The organism is Tychonema sp. LEGE 07196, assembly GCF_963890365.1.
Classification (GTDB): Bacteria; Cyanobacteriota; Cyanobacteriia; order Cyanobacteriales; family Microcoleaceae; genus Microcoleus.
Genome location: NZ_CAWPRX010000161.1, coordinates 40,467 through 60,437, shown reverse-complemented (window position 1 = coordinate 60,437; position 19,971 = coordinate 40,467). Strand labels below are relative to the sequence as shown.

18 protein-coding genes are annotated in these 19,971 nt (G+C 44.5%); 10 read left to right on the top strand and 8 right to left on the bottom strand.

What is annotated here, in order from left to right:
* Window positions 1-70: 70 nt before the first annotated feature.
* Both AACV78_RS18730 and AACV78_RS18725 read right to left on the bottom strand, forming a co-directional pair.
* Window positions 71-430 (bottom strand): hypothetical protein, encoded by a 360-nt coding sequence (locus tag AACV78_RS18730; protein ID WP_015179737.1) that lies wholly within the window; start codon window positions 428-430, stop codon window positions 71-73.
* Between the two features lie 283 nt (window positions 431-713).
* Window positions 714-1,445 carry a hypothetical protein gene (locus tag AACV78_RS18725; RefSeq protein WP_228042342.1) on the bottom strand — a complete coding sequence of 244 codons (732 nt, stop codon included), beginning with the start codon at window positions 1,443-1,445 and terminating at the stop codon, window positions 714-716.
* 162 nt (window positions 1,446-1,607) lie between these two features.
* Between AACV78_RS18725 and AACV78_RS18720 the strand changes: the two genes are divergently transcribed.
* Window positions 1,608-3,281 carry an ATP-binding protein gene (locus AACV78_RS18720; protein ID WP_228042341.1) on the top strand — a complete coding sequence of 558 codons (1,674 nt, stop codon included), beginning with the start codon at window positions 1,608-1,610 and terminating at the stop codon, window positions 3,279-3,281.
* 243 nt (window positions 3,282-3,524) lie between these two features.
* Here the strand turns inward: AACV78_RS18720 and AACV78_RS18715 are convergent, their stop codons facing one another.
* Entirely contained in the window at window positions 3,525-3,758 is a 234-nt protein-coding gene (locus AACV78_RS18715) for a hypothetical protein (protein ID WP_194008916.1), read from the bottom strand.
* 175 nt (window positions 3,759-3,933) lie between these two features.
* Complete coding sequence (locus AACV78_RS18710) at window positions 3,934-5,757, bottom strand: bifunctional 3'-5' exonuclease/DNA polymerase (protein WP_228042340.1); 1,824 nt, start codon at window positions 5,755-5,757, stop codon at window positions 3,934-3,936.
* Between the two features lie 108 nt (window positions 5,758-5,865).
* On the opposite strand from AACV78_RS18710, the gene AACV78_RS18705 reads away from it, so the two are divergent.
* From AACV78_RS18705 to AACV78_RS18675, 7 genes are all read left to right on the top strand, one after another.
* A complete protein-coding gene (locus tag AACV78_RS18705) occupies window positions 5,866-7,116 on the top strand; it encodes an RNA-guided endonuclease InsQ/TnpB family protein (RefSeq protein ID WP_339383712.1) in 1,251 nt (416 codons plus the stop codon).
* Window positions 7,117-7,245: 129 nt separating this feature from the next.
* Complete coding sequence (locus AACV78_RS18700; RefSeq protein ID WP_228042339.1) at window positions 7,246-7,917, top strand: hypothetical protein; 672 nt, start codon at window positions 7,246-7,248, stop codon at window positions 7,915-7,917.
* Window positions 7,918-8,361: 444 nt separating this feature from the next.
* Window positions 8,362-8,616 (top strand): type II toxin-antitoxin system ParD family antitoxin, encoded by a 255-nt coding sequence (locus AACV78_RS18695; protein WP_194008913.1) that lies wholly within the window; start codon window positions 8,362-8,364, stop codon window positions 8,614-8,616.
* Window positions 8,616-8,912 carry a type II toxin-antitoxin system RelE/ParE family toxin gene (locus AACV78_RS18690; protein ID WP_194008912.1) on the top strand — a complete coding sequence of 99 codons (297 nt, stop codon included), beginning with the start codon at window positions 8,616-8,618 and terminating at the stop codon, window positions 8,910-8,912. The genes AACV78_RS18695 and AACV78_RS18690 overlap by 1 nt, the downstream gene beginning before the upstream one ends.
* A 411-nt stretch (window positions 8,913-9,323) precedes the next feature.
* Window positions 9,324-9,545 carry a hypothetical protein gene (locus tag AACV78_RS18685; protein WP_194008911.1) on the top strand — a complete coding sequence of 74 codons (222 nt, stop codon included), beginning with the start codon at window positions 9,324-9,326 and terminating at the stop codon, window positions 9,543-9,545.
* Window positions 9,546-9,880: 335 nt separating this feature from the next.
* Window positions 9,881-11,968, top strand: a complete 2,088-nt coding sequence (locus tag AACV78_RS18680; protein ID WP_194008910.1) for a hypothetical protein — start codon at window positions 9,881-9,883, stop codon at window positions 11,966-11,968.
* Between the two features lie 526 nt (window positions 11,969-12,494).
* A complete protein-coding gene (locus AACV78_RS18675) occupies window positions 12,495-13,130 on the top strand; it encodes a hypothetical protein (RefSeq protein WP_194008909.1) in 636 nt (211 codons plus the stop codon).
* A 3-nt stretch (window positions 13,131-13,133) separates the two neighbouring features.
* On the opposite strand, the gene AACV78_RS18670 is transcribed toward AACV78_RS18675, so the two are convergent.
* Window positions 13,134-14,198, bottom strand: coding sequence for a DUF5895 domain-containing protein (locus AACV78_RS18670; RefSeq protein ID WP_194008908.1), 1,065 nt, complete (start codon window positions 14,196-14,198; stop codon window positions 13,134-13,136).
* An 83-nt stretch (window positions 14,199-14,281) separates the two neighbouring features.
* Between AACV78_RS18670 and AACV78_RS18665 the strand changes: the two genes are divergently transcribed.
* Window positions 14,282-16,216: a type IV secretory system conjugative DNA transfer family protein gene (locus tag AACV78_RS18665; protein WP_194008907.1), complete on the top strand. Its 1,935-nt coding sequence runs from the start codon at window positions 14,282-14,284 to the stop codon at window positions 16,214-16,216.
* Complete coding sequence (locus AACV78_RS18660) at window positions 16,213-17,376, top strand: hybrid sensor histidine kinase/response regulator (protein WP_194008906.1); 1,164 nt, start codon at window positions 16,213-16,215, stop codon at window positions 17,374-17,376. The genes AACV78_RS18665 and AACV78_RS18660 overlap by 4 nt, the downstream gene beginning before the upstream one ends.
* Before the next feature lie 81 nt (window positions 17,377-17,457).
* Here AACV78_RS18660 and AACV78_RS18655 read toward each other — a convergent pair whose 3' ends face one another.
* From AACV78_RS18655 to AACV78_RS18645, 3 genes are all read right to left on the bottom strand, one after another.
* A complete protein-coding gene (locus tag AACV78_RS18655; RefSeq protein ID WP_194008905.1) occupies window positions 17,458-18,135 on the bottom strand; it encodes a response regulator in 678 nt (225 codons plus the stop codon).
* A gap of 273 nt (window positions 18,136-18,408) precedes the next feature.
* Window positions 18,409-19,119: a hypothetical protein gene (locus tag AACV78_RS18650; protein ID WP_194008904.1), complete on the bottom strand. Its 711-nt coding sequence runs from the start codon at window positions 19,117-19,119 to the stop codon at window positions 18,409-18,411.
* Between the two features lie 128 nt (window positions 19,120-19,247).
* Window positions 19,248-19,679 carry a helix-turn-helix domain-containing protein gene (locus tag AACV78_RS18645; RefSeq protein ID WP_194008903.1) on the bottom strand — a complete coding sequence of 144 codons (432 nt, stop codon included), beginning with the start codon at window positions 19,677-19,679 and terminating at the stop codon, window positions 19,248-19,250.
* Between the last annotated feature and the right edge of the window lie 292 nt (window positions 19,680-19,971).

Sequence of the window (19,971 nt, the reverse complement as noted above, 5' to 3'; positions counted from 1 at the left end):
GTGGGTGGGCGGGCAAATAAAATCCTGCTCCCAGCAGGATTTTATCCCCTTTATCGGGGGTCGTCATTGATTACTTGACAAAATCATCAATCTCTTCATTATCGTCAGTTGCCTTTTTCTTATGAGAAGCTTTGACTGCCGATTCGATATAACGGAAGTGCAAGTCAATCACAGCTTGCTCAGATGAAAGCCAGTAAACGTTGCTCAAGATTTCTTCAAGCATCTCGTCAGCCGAGTAGCCTTCATATTGCTTGTTAAACCAAGTATTGAACGCTTCCCAGTCAAGAGCTTTACCTTTCTGCAACTGTCGCTGTTTGGCACGTCCCGTTAACTCGCGGGCAACGTGCAAAAACATCTCAAAGCGCTGTTCTTCAAGAGTTTCTGCAAATTGCTTTTGCATCGGAGTTGGAGCGGATTTGCGATTAGCCATGATTAACCCTCAAGCGTGTTTTTTTTCACAACTAAAGCGACGGCAGTCTGCTAATTACAATTAATTCAAAAAAAATAGTGGTGGGTGAGTGGGTAAAATTAAATTCACAATCAAGGTCAAAATTTCCTTGATTGTGAATTGGTTGGGTCTGCTTCCCAGAGCGTCCTGATTCGGACGGTGGCGACAATCATTACCCAGCATCGCGATTCGTGGAAAAGGCCTCGATAGAGGCAAAAAAAATGCTCTGCTTTTTCAGCAGAGCTTTCTAATCAAACTTTAGCAATTATTCGTCGTCTTCCTCAAATTCTTCCTCTTCGTCTAAACTAAAATCATCCTCCTCATCGTCATCATCCTCCTCCTCATCCTCATCGCCTTCCTCGTCTTCGTCATCCTCATCAATTTCATCGAGTATGTCATCAATTTCATCATCTTCATCATCGAGCTCGTCATCATCATCGAGTTCTTCAGTATCTTCTTCAGAGGATTTAGCTAACTCGTTGCGACGCTTTAAGCTTTGAGCATTGAACTCCATTAAATCTGCAATGGCAGCTTGCGGGTTGTCAGCAATTGTATCGTAAAGTTGGCTCATCGCTAAGGCAACAACTTCGACACCATACTTAAGTTCTTCGGGCCGGCCAACTAGCTTGGGAAACACAGTATTGTTCCACTCTTGCCAGTCGAACTTTTTACCATTGCCATTACCGTTGCGCTTATTCAACTGAGCTTGAATATCCAATCCCAGTTTTTCGCGAATTGCGTGGCCCACCTTTGTCGAAATACGGCTATCGCGACGCTGAATTGTCACACCGTACTTTTTATGAATTGTATTGCGAATCTGTTTGACTAGCTCGCCAGCAAGTTGCTCCGGGCTGAGGTTAGGTTGAGGTTTTGATTTTGCTCCATTGTTACTGCTAACTGTTTGACTGTTCTGTTTTTCAGGTGGCTTAGATTTAGCAGGCACTGGTGAATGAGAGCGAATGGGAGTGGCGGCGGTTTGCTTTTTACTTGTGACCATGATTGACAATTTAACTTGCATAACATCAATTTATTAGTGCCGTTAGGCACAATTACCCCCTCCAATTGAGGGGGAAATTTTCGCTCAGTAGCAGGAAGCTAAATTTTAATTATGTTAGTTAAATTTTTATTTTAAACAGTCTCTATTTAGATGTATGAACTCATGAAATTTTTCACTGCGTGGTATAATTTAAGAGCAACTCAAACTCCAATATTTGCCCTCGAATATTACAGTGCTGATCGCCAAAAAATATTGTCATCATTTCATCAGTACGCCAGTGAGTGTTGTTTACCTGTTTATTATTGGAATCCCGGCTATGCAACTCTTCAACAGGTGCGGTGTTTGGATAAACATCTCCCGAAATTAGGTGGTCATTCAGACATGACAAGCGTTTCCGATATTTCGGAGATGTATAATAGTGAATACGTCTTATGTAAAACTGAGCTATCTGTCGAGAGTGATGTCCTGCAATTTCTGCTGGAAAATGACTGCCCCGGTATCTTTTTGTTAGAGGACATTTTGGAGTCAGACAGTACCGAACAGCCTCTTGTCCGCCGTTATTCTCAATTGGCTAACGCATTCTTTGAGCTGAAAGGGCGTTGGGCCAACCAATATTGGGTACTGCTGGGTGAGTACATCCAACTGCCATCAAAGCTAAGTCCATTAATTCCTCTACTCAAATGTCCGTTACCCGATCGTTTTGAAGTCGAAGTTCTTGTAGATAATTTTTGCGATCGCAATTGTTCCCTTGATTTTGGTTCAGATGCGGTAGCTGCTAAAAAACGGCTGGCTGTTTCTAGTCTAGGGCTGCCAACTGCTGAAATTGAATTAGTGTTAGATCGATCGCTCTCTGTGACCGCTTCAGTTGTCCAAATCGCACAGTTGGTATTGGAGCATAAAATATCGCAACTTCGAGACCAGGGGTTGGAGTTCATTGCTTCTCCAGACGTGCCTCATGCTGGCGGTTTAGATTTATTAGACGCTTATTTGAGCGAAGTCGTAAAGCTGTCAGAAGCTGATGCCAAGAAATATCACCTCAGACCTCCCAAAGGAATGCTGCTGTGGGGGCCGCCGGGGACGGGCAAAAGTTTGAGTGCAAAGCTAGCTGCTAAGAAGCTAGGTTATGCGCTTTTAGCAGCAAGTTGGGGCAATATTATAGGTTCCTCTAATCCAGATCGCGCTCTCAACAAAATGCTGGATACAGCAGATAATTTGGGCGGCTGCGTGTTGTTCTTTGACGATTTTGACAAGGGTTTTTCTGGCTGGGAATCAAATGCTGACGGCGGTGTAGCTAGGCGGCTGTCGCAGAAATTGCTCACATGGATGCAGGAGCATGAAAGCCCCGTGTTAATGTTAGCTACTGTTAACCGCTTAGAAATGCTGCCGACTGAACTTATCCGCAGATTTGACGACGGCGGAATCTGGTTTGTGGATTTGCCGCACGGCGGCGCTCGCTATGAGATTTTTAATTTGCACTTAGCTAAGTATTTCCCAGAGCAGTTTGGGGAAGGAAAAGAGAATCTTTGGAGCGACAGACAGTGGTATTCGCTACTATCTGATTATGCCGGAGCAACGAGTGCTGAAATTGCGATCGCAGTTAAACGCTGTGCTGAGCGAGCTTATTGTGAAGGGCGACCTGGTAAAATTGAATTGGCCGATCTGCGTTATCAGAGAACTCAGTTTGTGCTATCGTCTGAGCGTTCTTCTGAAGATATCCAGGGGATTCGCAACAAAGCGTCCTTTGCTCGGCCTGCTTCTGGGAGGGATGGGTCTAAATTTGCGGCGGGAGAGCAAGAATTATTCGAGTATCGGCCACCTGCTTACGACAAAACTTGAGTGCATGATAAACAACAATAGCATGGGTTTGTTGGTGAGCCAAAAAGTTTTGACTGTTGATAGAATTAGCGCAAAAGTTTTATGGCACTTTCTATAGCAGGACTTACGCCCAGCCTCTGAATAAGCCTGAAATAGCGGGCAATCCCCCCGTTTGTGGTGGTGGCGTTGCGTCGAGGACGGTCTGGGAAATAATAACCCGTGCATTTGTTATTAACCAGATGCACGGATTATTGTATAAGTAATCTAAGACTTAACTTGGACGCGGTAGCCGCAATTTTCAAGGCATAGTTTTACTCCCTGCCAAGTTAAACCTGTTTCTGGTTCAAGCGGTACAGTTAAAGCATTGGTTGTGTAGCCGCGCTCTCCCTCCTGCCTGATAACGCTATATTCAGCTTGGTGCAGCATGGCAATAGCGCATTTTGATAACTTACCAAGGATATTTGCGGCTTGGTTACTAACAGTGAGAATTACATTCATTATGTTTTGAAATCAACTGTTCACTTGCACCTCAACAATCGTTGTTTAGGGGTGGGAGGTTGGGCGCGGAATTATGCGGTGACTGTTAGGGGAATGGGGAGTGGTCAGGAAGTGGAATTTTCACAGCAATGCCTGGGGTGCGGTTTCTCCCCTCCCCACTCCCAATCTTTCCCCGTTAATCTCTTACCCCCCCCCAACTTTCCATCACCTTAATTTCTACCTCGCAAGGAATCGGAGAGAGAAATTTATTCCCGGCTCTCACCATACATTTTTTAAGCAAGGCTTTAACTGCCGTCACTTGTTCAAGAGGACACTCTATTAAAATTTCATCGTGAACGACACAAATCAGTTTAGCACCAGTGCGGCTCAGAGGCATAAAAAGTAGAGCAAGAGCGAGTTTAGTAATGTCAGCGCTCATTCCTTGAATTGGGTTATTTAGCATCTCATTAAGCAACGGTTTAGTATCTTTTGACCATAATCTCCTTCTGCCTAAGACAGTCCGACTCTCTCGAATACCTCGGATCCAGGCGCTCCGAACTTTGCCGTGAAATTGTTTGATACCTGTATAGGATTCAAAGAACTTCTTACGAAAGTGTGAAGCTTGTTGCAGCGTTAAAGTGACTCCATGCTCTGCTTGAGCCATATTCTTAAATTTCGTAACTCCCATGCCATAAATTAAACCGAAGTTAATAATTTTGCCGAGCTGTCTGTCTTCGACAGTAATTTTAGATAAAGGTTTTGCTAGCACCAAGGAAGCTGTGAGAGAGTGCAAATCTTCCCCTTTGGAGTAAGCTTTGACCATCGTGCGATCGCCCGAAACCTTCGCCATAATCCGCAGTTCAATCTGGCTGTAATCGGCTTTGAGCAGGACGTAACCGGGTGCAGCTTTAAAACACTGTCGGGTTTCCTTATCTCTGGGGATATTCGTTAAATTTGGCTCTCGACAACTAAACCGTCCTGATCTAGCACCAATCTGAAACCAATTGGGATGAATGCGCCCTGTAATCGGGTGAATGCGTTCAGGTAAACCCAGAGTATAAGTATCGATACGAGCCGATAAACTGCGGTATTCTAACAGTGCTTGAATAACGGGATACTCGCCTTGCAAAGGAATTAAATGTTGAGAGCTAGTGGAAGTAACAGGAATACCTTTCTCTTGCAAAGCGGCTAAGACTTGCTTGGGAGAGCGAGGATTAATTGTATCCGTAAATTCTGGCAGGAGAGAGATTTGTTGATTAGGGTTAGGTCGATGGAGTTGCGAATTAATTTGTTTTAAAAGAGAGTCGCGTTGATAACAGAGCTTCACTCCCAAAACTCTCCACTGTTCTCTATCTAAAAGCATTCCGTTGAGTTCCATAGAAGCCACCGCAGGCAGACAAGCAAACTCTAGTAAAGCAGTTTTCCAAAGCTTAGAAGCTTTCAGTTTTTGTTGCAGAGCAGCAGCCAGCGGGAGTAAGATTGCAGCATCGGTAGCAGCATATTGGAGTTGAGCGAGTGTTAAGTTTCCCGACCAATCGCTAAGTTGCTGCGTTTTGTCTAGCTTTACTTTAAGCAAATTCTCAGTGACAGACTCTAGGGACAGGTGGCGTTTTAGTCCAGCCGTCAGCACTCGGTAAGCCAAATAGGTATCGAAAAAGGGTTTGGATGGTTCCAGTCGGGCAAAAGCGAGCATTTGCCATTCAAATTTGAGGTTGTGACTTACCTTGAGTGCAGGACTCGCTAAGAGCAAGCGTAATGGTTCGAGGGAACTCGGTTCAATTGCCCATAAATCTACAATGATTACTGGATGGTCAGGAATGGCAAGTTGTAACAATCTAATTTTGGCTTTGTAGGGGTCAAGCCCTGTCGTTTCGCAGTCTATACCGATGATTTTTGCTTGTTGGAATGGTTGAAGGGCTGTTTCAAGATTGAAAGCAGTATCGATCAATTGGTAAGGAGTTTTAAGTGTAACATTCAACTGAGCTATGTTAAGTTTATCGGAGGCCAAAAAAGTTGGCATAGCGGTTGATATTTTCTGTTTCTTTAGCGGCTTAGGTTTCATAATTAGTTCCGTTCATAAAAATAGTGAAAGAATATCGATATATGTTAAAATAGTGGAATGTTAACCATGAATTATAGCTATCGAATCTATCCGAATATCAATCAAAAGCAAGCGCTGAAAGAGTGGATGGATATTTGTCGTGTTGCCTATAACTATGGGCTGCGGGAAATTAAGGACTGGTGCAATAGCCGGAAATGCCAGGTTGACAGATGCTCCATCAGTCATGAATACATCATGCCTGCTGAGTTAACCTTCCCTAACGAAGTAAAACAGCTTAATGCTCTGCCAAGTGCCAAAAAAGTATTTCCCCGATTGGGTGAAGTACCAAGCCAAGTGTTGCAGCAAGCGCTCAAGCAATTACACCGAGCATGGGAGGGATTTCAAAAAATTGGGCATGGCTTCCCTCGATTCAAGAAGTTTGGGCAATTCAAATCTTTGTTGTTTCCCCAGTTCAAGCAGAATCCTGTGACTGGAGTACATATTGCCTTACCAAAATTGGGGTTGATTCCAATTAACCTGCATCGCCCAATCCCACAGGGGTTTGTAGTAAAGCAAGTCCGAATAATTAATAAAGCGGATATTTGGTACGCTTCTATCAACATCCAATGTGATGTCAGTGTTCCCAATCCAATGCCACACGGTCATCCGATTGGAGTAGATGTTGGGCTTGAAAAGTTTTTAGCAACCAGTGACGGGGTGATCGTAAAACCGCCCAAGTTCTTGAAAGTTATGCTCCGCAAGCTGAAATTGCTGCAACGCAGACTTACTCGGAAAAAGAAGCAGTCTAAAAATTACGAGAAACAGCGCATTAAAGTTGCTAGAATTCACCACGCAATTGATAATACTCGTAAAGATTTTCACTTCAAACAAGCTCATGCCCTTTGCGGGGCAGGTGATATGGTCTTCATGGAAGACTTGGATTACCGAATTATTGCCAAAGGGATGTTCGGGAAACAGATGCTTGATGCTGGATTTGGACAGTTCCGAACTATCACCAAATACGTGTGTTGGAAGCGTGGCAAATTCTTTGGTGAAGTGAGCGCCAGGGGGACTTCTCAGGAGTGTCCTGAGTGTGGTGCGGAGGTGAGAAAGGATTTGAGTGTTAGAGTTCATTGTTGTCCTAGTTGTGGATACACAACAGATCGAGATGTGGCTAGCAGTCAAGTCATCAGAAATAGAGGAATAACTCTGATTAGTACCGATGGACAGTCGGGAATCCAAAGCGCCTATGCAGACGGTTTGCCAGGGGTTGAGATGTCTCAATCTAGGTCAAAGTCGAAACCCCGTAAGGGAATAACTAGGAAATCTAAGAAGTGATTCTTAGAAGCTCCGTCCTTGGCTGTCGGAGAGATGTCACAGAAAGTTGAAAGTGGGGTTGCTAGACTGCGGTCCAGATCCTGAAGAACCCGACAATCTTAATTACTTTGAAACATTAAGGAAAGACAAATGAGTAACTCAATTCCCTCCCAGCCCCAATCCACAATAGATGATACAACCAGTTATCCGCGCTTGATGGAACTGATAGAAGCAGAAGATGCAGCTAATGGAGAAGTTGGCTGCGGTCGGGATTTGGGTAATAAACCTTCAGTTTATCTGAAAACCTGCGGTATCAATATCTCTGATGAAAAGCTAAGAAATTTGTTAAGGGAGTATTTAGGTCATTTATTGATGGAGCTAGATTTTGACTCAATCATCAACCAGGTGAGTCATTTCGTAGAGTCATTAGTCGTGCAGGAACACACTCAATTAGAGCAGACAAGACCAACATTAATGCTTTTAGAATCAGTTTTTGAGCAGATTCCTGCGAAAGAACTCAAACAATGTATTGAGTCAGAATTGAGGGAGTTTTGTTCGGAAACTGCGATCGAGCAAATTGTTCAGTATACTGGTCAAGTGATTCACTATTCAATTCTCCAACCTCGACATAAGTGGCCCAAACCTATTTGGGTACTAAGTGCTCTTGAGAAGGTGTATATTGCTCAGGCATCTAGTTTAGATGCAGCAATTGCCCAAGTTAAAGCACAATATTCCCACGAAACCGGAGAGCTGCAAGTAATAAAAGTCGGAGGTGTTCTCGCACCAAACCAAGTGATTTGCTTGGAGTTATTGAACAATTAAAAAATGCGGAATATTTCCGGTATTCTGAGTAACGCTGGAGTATGTCTTCTGCAGTTAGCAGTTTCATTGCATAATAGCCAAAAGTTTTCAGCGATGTGAGCGCGATCGCGGTTGGAAAAATGAACTTGCTCAAAATGTTGGGTACGATTGATCTCTCCAGGTCAACTGTAGGTAATCATTGTAAATTCGGATTAGTTGGAAACCCACTTGGGGCATGATTATACATCTCCATAAATTACAGATAAGTCTAAGCAGGATAAGGGTTTCAGATTCATTTTTGGAGATGTCTATTGGTTCATTTCGATCGATCGCGAGAGTTACTTGAGAAATTGCTCAACTTGCTTGTACACAAGAGCGAGTTTTTTAGTACAATAATAACAACGATTGCTATTCCCTGTTATTAAGGCGAAAATGGAATAGCCCAAATTACAGGAGGACTCAGGCATGAACGTGTCTTTGACACCAGAGTTAGAGCAGTATGTCCAGGAGAAAGTCTCAAGCGGACTGTATTATTCTGCTAGCGAGGTAATCCGTGAAGGGTTGCGCCTGTTGAAAGAACGGGAACAATTCCAGCAAGCTCGCTTGCAGGAATTGCGGCAGGAAATTCAGCTAGGGCTAGACAGCGGTGAAGCAACTCCCTTGGATATGCCAGCAATCAAGGCAAAAGCGCGGCAGCGTCGGCGGAGGAAACCGCAGTAATGGCCACGATCGTTAAACGCCCACGCGCTGAACTGGATTTGCTAGATATTTGGGACTACATCGCTGATGATAGTTTAGATCGGGCTGACGAGTTTTTAGATCGCATTGAGGGAAAACTGCAAACCTTGGCACGTAATCCAGGATTGGGCAGAAGGCGTGAGGAACTGTTAGCTGGGTTGCACAGCTTTCCGATCGGCAATTATGTGGTGTTCTATCGGGAAATTGAAAATGGAATAGATGTAATTCGTGTTCTGCACGGTTCACGGGACATTGAAGACATTTTCAGTCGCGGCTAACTCCTTGTAATTCAAGTGCGTATTCAAGACGTACTGCCTGCCAATATAGAGAGTTTGGTTGTGGAAGTGTTGCGTAAATTCGAGTCACAAATTGAGTGAGGGGCATTAATTTCAGTAGATGAAACCCGCTCTGGGTTTAGAATTCTACCTATTACACCGCGATAACTGCAAAACCAAAGATTTTAGTGCGCGATGATCGCACTTTGTCACCTCTCTTAACTTTCTTAAAGACATTTTTCTCGACTTCGTAGCATTGCCCAGTGCTGAGAGCCGTTAGGCAACCTTCCTAAAGCCGCCCCCTCCATTTAGAGGGGGTAATTTTTACTGAACGAAATCGCTCACAGGAATGAAGTTGCACGAACTCGATGCGATTTAAATTGGAATTATTGACCACATAAACTAAGAAAAACCATGCACAATGCTTCGATTGAACCTAATTCCGGCTATAACAACTCCGGTTACGAATCGGCACCCGATTTGACTGTCGGTTACTCGTCATCTAAAGAAGTTCGCCAAGGTAATTTTGACAACGGTTACCAAGAAAATGTGTATGACTTGTCCAACCTAGCAGATACTCCTTGGACAGATTCAGCAGTCCGCCCGAATCCACAGCTTGAGCTGGAGCTTGATTAAAGAAAAAAGCGAAGATGGAGAAATGCAGTCCTGGACGCACTATCAACCTAAAAAAACCAGTTTCTCGTTCTCATGCTAAACCTAAAATGACGGAATTACATAGGAAGGCCAGGTTTTTGGGTAATTCCTAAAATGGAGAGGAAAAGAGGGAGAAAGGTAGAGAGGAAGAGAGGGAGAGGGGGAGAGAGGGGGAGAGGGAGATTTAGCTGATGGCTAATTTCTGCAATACTGCTCTATTTTTCGTAATGTTTTAAAAACCATTTAAAGTTTTTCCAAATTAGAAGGAATAGAGCAGCTTTTTTTACCTAATTTGAGTTAACATCAATAGGATTCCCATGAACAGTCCCAAGCCGTTAAAAAAATCAAGCCAGATAGGCTCTGCCTTAATAGCTGCCAGTACACTCTGCCTAATTTTTGCTTTCATCTGCATTACTTTCTTAAGCTTTCCATCAATTGCTAGCGCTAGTTCCTTACCTACTAAAATTTGGGACAAAGAACAATCTAGAGTTTTGCTGCCAGATTGGAGCCAGATTACATTTAGTTCCCTGCCCGCCGTTGCTAGTTCTGGAAGTTCTGGCGGTCGAAGCTGGCAAGCCGGCACTTCTGTTGACAACATCTTGAAGCTGCGGGACATCAACGATGTAAAACCTGAAATTCTGTCTTTGCAAGCAATTGAACAATTGGCATTAGGGGATATCAATTTAGAGAATATCAGCTTGTCAGCATTTCCCTTAGCTGGTAAGCAAACTGTCGGTCACTTAGCTGAAATTGTTCCGAATCTTAGCCAATTTCAATTGAGCAATGTTCCTCCAATTGCTTCTTTATCTTCTCAAATAGCCGGAGTGAACCCTAACATCAGCCAATTACCAATTGGTCAAGCTATAAAACAAGTACCGCAACTAGCGCAGGCAAAACTTAACCAAATTGACCTATCTGAGTTTACGCTCGCCCAAATTCCCAACCTTAATAGCGTAAATTTAGAACAGTTCTCTGGCTGGTCAGAGGAACTCATCAGCAATATTCCGCTGCTGAGTCAAGTCCCGCTTTCTAGTTTTCCTGTTCCTATTGCGTCCCTTGGCAGCACAATCATGCGAATTGACACGATCTACAGTCGGTACGAAAGCAAACGCTCTAATACAATTTCTGGTTCTGATGTAGAAGGATTTGCAGTAGCGTGCGAGAAAGATTGCGCTTATATCGAACTCGACGACATGGAAAACACCGGTCGCCGCGCCACAGGGCCGCTAGAAGGCAAGCAGTGGATTAGCGGCAAATATCAGGAAGTGCGAGGCGGTTCTGGCTGTTTGAGCGGTTGGGAACCAACGGGCCGGCATCCTTTTGGGGAAGTGTTTAAAGTAGTGGTAATGGAGCCGTCAGAAACCAGCGATACTGTTGACACGGCTCTGTACTTCAGGTTTAGTTTACCCTGCGGCAAATCGCCTTACATTATTGGCCCGGTTCCGTTTCTCAGTTACAGCGTTAATTCGCCTATGTTTGTCGGTCGATTGGAGGGCGGTTCTTCTAACAGTATTTCTCGCTCAAAAGGCGTGGTATCTGAAACAAAACCTTCAAAACCGCTGAGTTCAAATCAAGCTAAAAAAAATGCTTTACCAGCTCAGCCGGTACCTGAATCAAACCGAGAATGCGCGCGCCCCGCAACTTACGTTAGCGGTGTGGATATGGCTTCATTAGGGGAGGCGTTAGCAAAGCTTTCCGAAGGAATCGCCAATTTGGAAAATACAGCCAGTGGCGATTACGAAGCTATTGGCGAGATCGTTTGTACCGAAGGATCTCAAAACTGCGGGCGGGCGATCGGTCGCTATCAGTTGATGAGCTACCGGGAAGACGTGCAGCGTGCTGTCAGTTCAATTCCGGGGGCGGCTAACTTTCTCCTCAACGTCAACAAAGGTCAAAAACCTACAACAGAGGAACTATTCCAATATTTTCCTCCTGCTGTTCAGGATAAAGTCTTGCAAAATTCTCTAGCTGAGAACGTAGCCAGTAGCCAGCAGGAAATTGACCCTAAAACTGGGCAGGTGTTCAAGGGCGATCGCTTAATTGAGCGAGTAGCGCAGAAACACTTTGGGGGTTCTGGCAGTAAAATTGATGCCAGCTATTCCAACATTTTAGGCGGCTATTCTCTCAAACAGTACGGAGAAAAGGTTCGAGAGCTTTATAACCACAATACCAGCGACAATTGCCAAGCTAATTCTGGTGACAGCAATGGCATCAGCAACTCGGTCGGCTCCGGCATTACTTTAAATGCTAGTTGGAGTATTAAGATTGCGCTGTTCATCAGCTCTTTTTTGATGGGAATGTGGTTTTTAATTCGACTTGTTTACAAGCGCAAGCAGCAAGTTTTTATGATTTTAATCGTTTTGGGACTAGCAATTAGTCTGGGCGCGGCTGCGCTATCCCATTGAACCAGGGGAAAGAGGAGGTGGAAAAGCAAGTTATTAACAAATCTAACAACCTTATCCGCAACCAGGACGTTTTTAATTGCTGAAGCCATTGATTTTATAGCACTGATATCAATTCTGGTTGTATCGGAATGATTGGGAGCATCTCATATTAGTAAAAACACTTCTTCTGACTCCTTCCTTCTGACTCTTTCCTCCTGACTCCTGGCTCCTGGCTCCTAACTCCAATTTTGGGCTTGGCTGCTTTCATTGAGATGCTCCCGAATGATTAAACCACAGAGGACACAGAGGACACAGAGAAAGAGAAGAGAGAGATAATAATTCCGATGTCAACTGATTAGATATGACTTCTAAGCTGTTCAAGATATAAATTGTAGAGTCGTTTAGTCTTCCCCGAAGGAAGTCATAAAAATTGATTGTAAGATTTAGACATACAACAGCTTACTTCAACAAAATACTCTCTCTTTTATTGTCTTTTTCTTCTTTATTCTGCTTTTTTTCCTTTTATTTTATAGGATGGTAGTAACAAATGGTTAAACAAAATAGAGTTAAGCAACAAACAGCAGGCACCCAAAAGATTGTCAACCCCCCGGTTTGGTTAAATCAACTTGGTTACTGGTTTCGCATTGGTTTGACAGTTTTTACCGCCCTGTCGCTATTATTGGGGACAGTTGCTTGCACGAATTCTAGTTCAGCAACAACCGCACCAGCTTCTTGGCAACAAGCTTTGCGAGTCACTCCAAAAGAAACTTTAACCCTAATTGTAAAGGAACACAGCAGCCTTCCAGAACTCAAAGTAGCGGCTGGGCAAAGTGCTGCTGCGGAAGCGATTAAGAGAATGCGAGTGTGGCAAGTTAATGGCTCGGTAGGACGGCTGAACCTTTATGATTTCAATAATTCCACTCTGTGCGGCACAAAAGGCTGCCTTTATGTTGGCTACTTAATTCCTAATGATTCAAGTCAAATGCCAACAGAAGTATTTGCAGCTTATCTCGACCCCCATAAACCGCAGAAAACTCCTTTGTTTAAGGCTGACAGTTCCTCACACGAGGGTTTGCCTTGTCTAGGAGTGAATCAGCTTTCCAAAGAAGGCCGCCGCCAGCTTCAATTTTGCTACGACGGCCTTACCTATCAACTTGCTGACAGCCAGCTTTTCAGTAGTTAGTGTTTAGTAGTCGGCGGGTTCATCGAAGTCAAAATCTTCTGCTGAATCAACCTCAACTTCAACCTCAGCAGCCTCGGAAAATTCATCTAATTCCTCTAATTCTGAGTCTGTTCCTCCTTCAACTTGTGCAATTTTGCGAGGGGGTGACAATTTACCTCGATTTTTGCGGTTAGTTACGCTTTCTGGCAATGCCTGGACTTCAGGTTCCGCACCAGCAGCTATAGCTGGCAACCCGGCATCGCTAGCCTCAATGAAACCAGCAATGTTATTGTGCAGTCCCCAAATCAATTTCTTTTGTGGTTTTTGACCGAGAAATAGCTTGTGAAAATTAGCATCAGTTGGCTGAGTAATGCTGTGAGTTTTGCAGCAAAATGATTTATTTTTGCCTTCCCCTTCTTTAAGAGCTCTAAACTCGACATTCAACACTCCCAAAGAGCGCCACTTGTCATTTTTACCGCTGTAATCTCTCCCAAAGCAATCAGCAAATGCGCGTTCCAAATTGCGGTAAAATTCTTCTCTAGCGCTCTTAAAGCTCCAGAGGGCTACATTCTTGAAGCGGACGACAATCGGTACCTGATGCAGGGGTTGGTTTTTGGGATTTAGAAAGATGAGAGCGTGTTCGGAACACACTTCCTGCGTCTTTTTATCGAGGGAATCGCGATATTCGTCGTAAAGCCCAATAAAACTACCTGCTAATTCTCCATTTTCTTCAATATCTTTGTAGCGGATGTACTCAGGCACAAAAGCTAATACCAACATTCTCGCTTTTGGGAGCAGTAAGCCTGTCACTTCTTCGCTTAGTTCGACCGTTGTCAATTCCTCAACATTAGGTATTACGTGCCATTCCGCTTTGACAAGCTGGTCGTTCGGGAGCAAAATACCTGCTGGGTTATCGTTAATCACGATTCCATAGGGCAAAGAGGGCTTGCGAGTTTGGTTGTAATCACTGTTGAATAGCTCCGGATCTATCTCGTAATAATCAGCACTCTTGTTCTTTTGCGTGTTGGACTTTCCACTAGAATTCTGTACTGTCTTACTGGGAGATTTCGCGTTATTGCTTCTTACCATTGTTTACCTATTTTTGTCATGGTCTCTCCCTTGAGGCGATAGCCGCTAGCTGAAACATTTAGTTTTTTTAAGAGCTAAAAAAAATGAACAATTTGCAATTTCTGCCTAAAATTAACAAAGCTACCTTGATACCAATGGCAGTTCAACCTCCTAAACGTTCGTTAACTAGCATAGATTTTGGCGGGTTGTTGGGTCAGTTTATGAAGCCAGAGGGACTGGCAATGTTAGGGCTAATGGCAGGCTTACTTATTGCTTCCAAATTAGTTGGAAACGGGAAGGGTAAAATTACCTCCGGGCGGCTCTGCGGGACGGCTGAAAAATTGGCAGCCACAGGCTCTGCCCTCAAACAAATGAAAGAAAAAAAACGGCAGCCCGTTACTTTGTGGAGCGGTACGCCGACTTATTGGTTTAAAGGTTGTCAGGGATTGAGTGCTCGATTGCAAACGCTATTAGGTGCAAATCCGACGGTTTGGTTTCCCCACGCAGAACGCGGAACTTTAGTCATTGGTGCTCCGGGTTCTGGCAAAACATTCAGCGTCATTGACCGGATGGTTGAAAGTGCATTCCAGCAAGGTTTTCCTGCCATTATTTACGACAAAAAAGGAGACCAGATGAAAGTGCTTGCACCCCTTGCAGTGCGCTATGGCTACGATGTGCAAGTGTTTGCGCCAGGGGAAGCTTACAGCGGCACTATCAATCCTCTGGATTTTATGAGAGATGCACAAGATGCAGTAATGGCAGCAGAAATTGGACAAGTTATTGCTCGAAATGCTAGTCCGGGGGAGAGTAAAGGCAATGAGTTTTTTGAGAAAGCAGGCGAGTTGATGGCGAAGGGTTTAGTGCAGTTGGCAAAAAGCAGTCCTTACCCGGATTTAGCTTTTGTGTACGCAATTATTCAACTGCCAGATTTGGTCAAGCGCATCGACCACGCCGTTCACCGACCCGACGGTCATCCCCTCAAAATGGACAGGTGGATTGCCTCTAGTTTTTCGCAGTTATTAAGTTCAAAAGATGCTGAAAAAACAGTGGCGGGCATTAAGGCAACCGCAGAGGCAACCTACTCCAGTTTCATTCAAAAAGATTTGCTGCGGGCATTTATTGGTCGCAGCACCATTCCAATTGCTTTAGAAGGGAAAAAGTGCATTATTTTCAAATTAGATGACCAAAGACGCACTGTAGTGGGGCCGCTGTTAGCTGCTGCTATTCACTTATGTGTGGTGTCTAATTTGAGTCGGGTACGTTCTGACCCATTTTTGTACTGCTTAGACGAGTTTCCGTCTCTCAAGTTCGACAGAATGGATCAGTGGGCTAACGAATATCGTTCTGCTGGCGGCGTGCCGATTGTTGGCATTCAATCACTCAATCAGCTTTACAATCTCTATGGGGATAAAAAAGGGGCGGCGATCGCCAGTGCTCTGTCAACTCATGTCCTCTTCAACCCCGGCGATTTTGAGACAGCCGAGAAATATTCTAAGCGGTACGGGGAAGTGGAAGTGCTGGTAAAAAATCGATCGACCGGCAGTTCGACGGGGCAGCAAACGAGCCGTTCTGTCAACTGGAGCGAACAGTTGCAAAAAAAACCGCTGATTAGTCCTGACGAAATTCTGAGGTTTCCTCAAGGCAAGTGCGTCATCACTTCACCGGCTTACGCAACGGGGACGGAAGCTTTATTTCCCTACCCTCTCAAGATTCCGGTGCGGCCCGGCGACATAAAGCGAGCTAAAGAATCTGAAGAACTGTGGGACAGCAGCATCAGACCGCAGCTTGAAAGGCGGGCGAAAGCTTTGTCAGTAGAGCAGCAGACGGGTAAACTGCTCAATATAGATGAAGAGCTGGATCAGCGGATTCGATTCGCTCGGGCATTGCTGCCACATCCGAACGATCCAGAAGAACCCGTGACTGTGGCTGATGTTAAGTCGCCTGTTAATGCTGCTGGTGCGAACAGTGCGGCTGAGAAAATAGCGGTTGGCAATATTCGGAAAAAACTCAAAACTCTGTCCTTTGGTGGCGATAGATGATGGAGCAAACTAAACAATTTTTGGCTGACATTTTGATTGTTGACGATATTCCCGCTAACATTCAACTACTTTCTCAATTGCTAATTGAAAACGGTTACAAAGTCAGGAAGTTGATTAGTGGACAGCGAGCTTTAAAAGCAGTAGAGTTGCAAGCGCCAGACTTGATTTTGCTAGACATAAAAATGCCCGGTATGGATGGTTATGAAGTCTGCCGTCAACTTAAAGCATCTGAAGTTACTTGCGATATCCCTGTAATTTTCATCAGCGCTTTAGATGACGTATTTGACAAAGTAAAAGGGTTTGAGGCGGGCGGTGCTGACTACATTATAAAACCTTTTGAGCCTGTTGAAGTGTTAGCGCGGGTATCGGCTCAACTTAAAATGCAGCGCTTGCAGCAGCAACTTCGCGCCGCTAACGTGCAATTGGCTGCACAAAATGTTCAGTTAAGTCAGGAAATTCAAGAAAGACAGCAAGCAGAAGCCAATTTAAAAATGCTGTTGCACGCTGTTTCTCACGATTTGCGATCGCCTCTATCAGGAATGTCACTACTGCTGCGAAGTCGCCTCAATGATGCTGGCAGCAACATTGTTATTGATAGGCGGACTATGGAGGTTATGGTGCAAAGTTGTTCGCGCCAACTCCAGTTGATTGAGTCACTAACAGCAACACAGCAGTTTGACGTAAAAAGTGCTTCTTTAGCCATGAAGCCGCTGTCGCTGCCCGCTTTAGTCCAAAATATTCTTATTGAAAGATTACCAATTCTCAACCAGCATCGAGTCAAGGTTAAGCAGCTTTTTGCAGCCGATTTGCCTTTAGTCCATGCTGATGCCCAGCAGCTATGGCGGGTGTTTGGCAATCTGATCGACAATGCTGTTAAATACAATCAGTCTGGGTTTATTTTGACTGTAGAAGCTAAAAAGGAAGGTGAGATGGTTCGCTGTACGGTTGCAGACAATGGGGCCGGAATTTCTCCTCAGCAATGTGCAAGATTATTCGAGCCTTATACGAGGGGAGTTGGAGTTAGTTTAAGGCAAGGATTGGGATTGGGACTTTACATTTGCAGGCAAATTGTTGAGGCTCACGGCGGAGAGATTGGCGTTGATAGCGAATTGGGAAAAGGAGCGAGGTTTTGGTTGACATTGCCAAAGTTTGAAGATTGACAAGATGCCATAATTTGCTACGCGATAGCTACGCCTCAAAAACCACTTTTTTTAGAACAATTAGAAGCTGCATTCCAACGGCTAAACCAGGCCCAAACGCAGTGCTTTAACGGCTGCCTGGGTGCGATCGCTCGCTTCAAATTTAGCTATAATCATCTCTACATGACCTTTGGCGGTGTGGACGCTCATTCCTAGTTGAGCAGCGATTTGTTTATTGCTTTTACCCTCAACTAGCTGCTGCAAAACCTGCATTTCCCGTTCAGTCAGCTTAATGTCGTCCTTCGCATAGCTATCGGGCAGCGGCGTTTTGAGATTTTGCAGTACGCAGTCGGCAATTTTAGGGTCTAAGTAGCTGCCACCTTCTTGCACAGCCGTAATTGCTGCTAGAAGTTGTTCTGCGTTAGTGCCTTTAACGCAGTAGCCGTGAGCGCCGCTTGACAAAGCCGCCATTACCTGAGTTGGATTGCTGTGGTGGGTGAGCATCAGGATGCGAGTATGCGGCAGTGCGGCTCTGATTTGCTGCGCGGCTGCAATACCGTCGATTCCGGGTAAGTCAATGTCCATCAGCACGATGTCTGGTTGGTGTTGCAGTGCAGCACTGACGGCTTCGTTGCCGTTAACAGCTTGTGCGACAACTGTTAAATGGGGTTGGTTATTGAGGATATGCTGTAGACCGAGCTGCATCATCGGGTCATCTTCAACTATCAGGATGGTTTTTAGTTGGCTTGTTTTTGGTTGGGTGGCGGTAGTTGCAGTCACGGCTAAGATTCCTACTACATTTTATCCATAGTCTATTGTTTTTCCTCATATTAAAGAGTGTCATCCTCCTATGGAGAGAAGAAAAGTATTGATTTTTGGGCAATTTCGTCGGAAGGTGGATGTCTCTCGATAGGAGGATGGTAATAAAGTCGATTCTCCCGAGTTTTAGGTGATCAGAAAAATTCTAGTGATGCGGCCCGAAAAGCCCGCGCGAGAGGCTCACACTACCGTTCCCACCACAAATCCAGAAGAGCTATACACAGTCTGAACAGATTATATCGACACTTCGTTGACTTCATCCAAATTGATTTCATCCAAATTGACTTCATCCAAATTGATAGCTGTTGCTACTTCCTTCGGTTGAGGTGTTAGATGACCATTGAGCTTGATAACTGTTTGTTCTCTCTCTCGTTCAATGGTAGTCAAAAGCCAATTTTGAGTGTGTCGGTGTTGCTTGCTGTCCCAGGCAAACAGAACTTTTTCTGCAGGTTGAGTCGGGTGCAGTGCCAAAATAATCAGTTGTAGCTTGTGAGGCTCGATCTCGAAGAATTCGGCAGCTACCCATAACTTAACTCGGTCTTGCCAAGTCAGTACAGGATGGCGAATCGCCCACTCAAATAGTTTGGGCGTCCCTTTGACTAGACCCACATTTGTACGGACTTGTATCACTTTAAATGGAGGAGAAGGGGAAGAATTTTCTTCTGTCACTCCCCTTTTTGTTCGGTCTAGTTTTGTTTGAATTGGAATGTCAACAAACAGTTTTCGCTGCGGTAAAAACAGTGATGGCGATAGTTCTTTGAGCTGGAAAACCCACTGCTGGAACTGGGGGTGACTGTTGAGAATTGGCTCGACAGGTAATCCCATTAAAATTTGCTTGACAAGCAGTTGCAAGCGTTCTTGCAGATAGGAAGGAACAAGAGGTGGCTCTTGTAGTGGGCTAGTATGAATAGTTTGATTGAGGTCGGATAGAGTAAGGAGGTACATTGCTCAGAGCATAAAAGACTGAGCAATAGCGGCGATCGCCAGAAGTCAGGGGGGAATGGAGAATGAGACGCTGACTTTTCCGGCTTCTCAACCGAAAACCGTGAGGGTGTAGGCTGCTTGTTACCTAATTATACAAGTTTGGCTAAAAATGCTACTGATGAAGAAATGATATCGGCAATATCATCTGGATCGAGGGAATAAATCTTTGCTAAAACTTCTTTTTTAATTTTTTCAGAGCCTATCCTCTTGCTGCCACTCACTTGACTTATCGCCACCTCATCCAAACCGCGTTGATAAACTGATAGGGATATTTCTCCATCCAAATAAAGTTGCAGAGTCTTGGTACTGCCACCGCTTAACTTTGCCAGTTGCCGAAAGTTCTTAGAATCGGATTCGGGTATCGTTTTCCCTTTTAACCACCGATATATTGTTGAAAAATCTACTCCGATAGCGGACGCTAAAGCGCTTTGAGTCCAGCCTTCTTTCAGCAGCAGCTCGATCAACTGAGTCAGCCGCTTTTGGCGATCGAGTATAAGAGAAGACACAGAGCTAACAGTCACAAGTGCTTACCTGACGCTATTACCGTACACTATTTTACTTTCTGTAGCATAGAAACTGTTGTCTAACCTCTTCGCTACAAAAGGGAGGGATTGAGACAAGACCTTTTGAGAATCAGATAAATTACCTGGCACTATACATCATATAAGGTAAAGTCCTTGTGTTTGCAAGGTTTGAGCAATTTTTTGACGATCGCATTTTTGACTGCCCCTGCTGTATTTTACCCCTTTTCTACAAAATTTGAGCCATCAAAGCCTTAATCGATTACGCAACTACCCTTGCATTATGCAATAC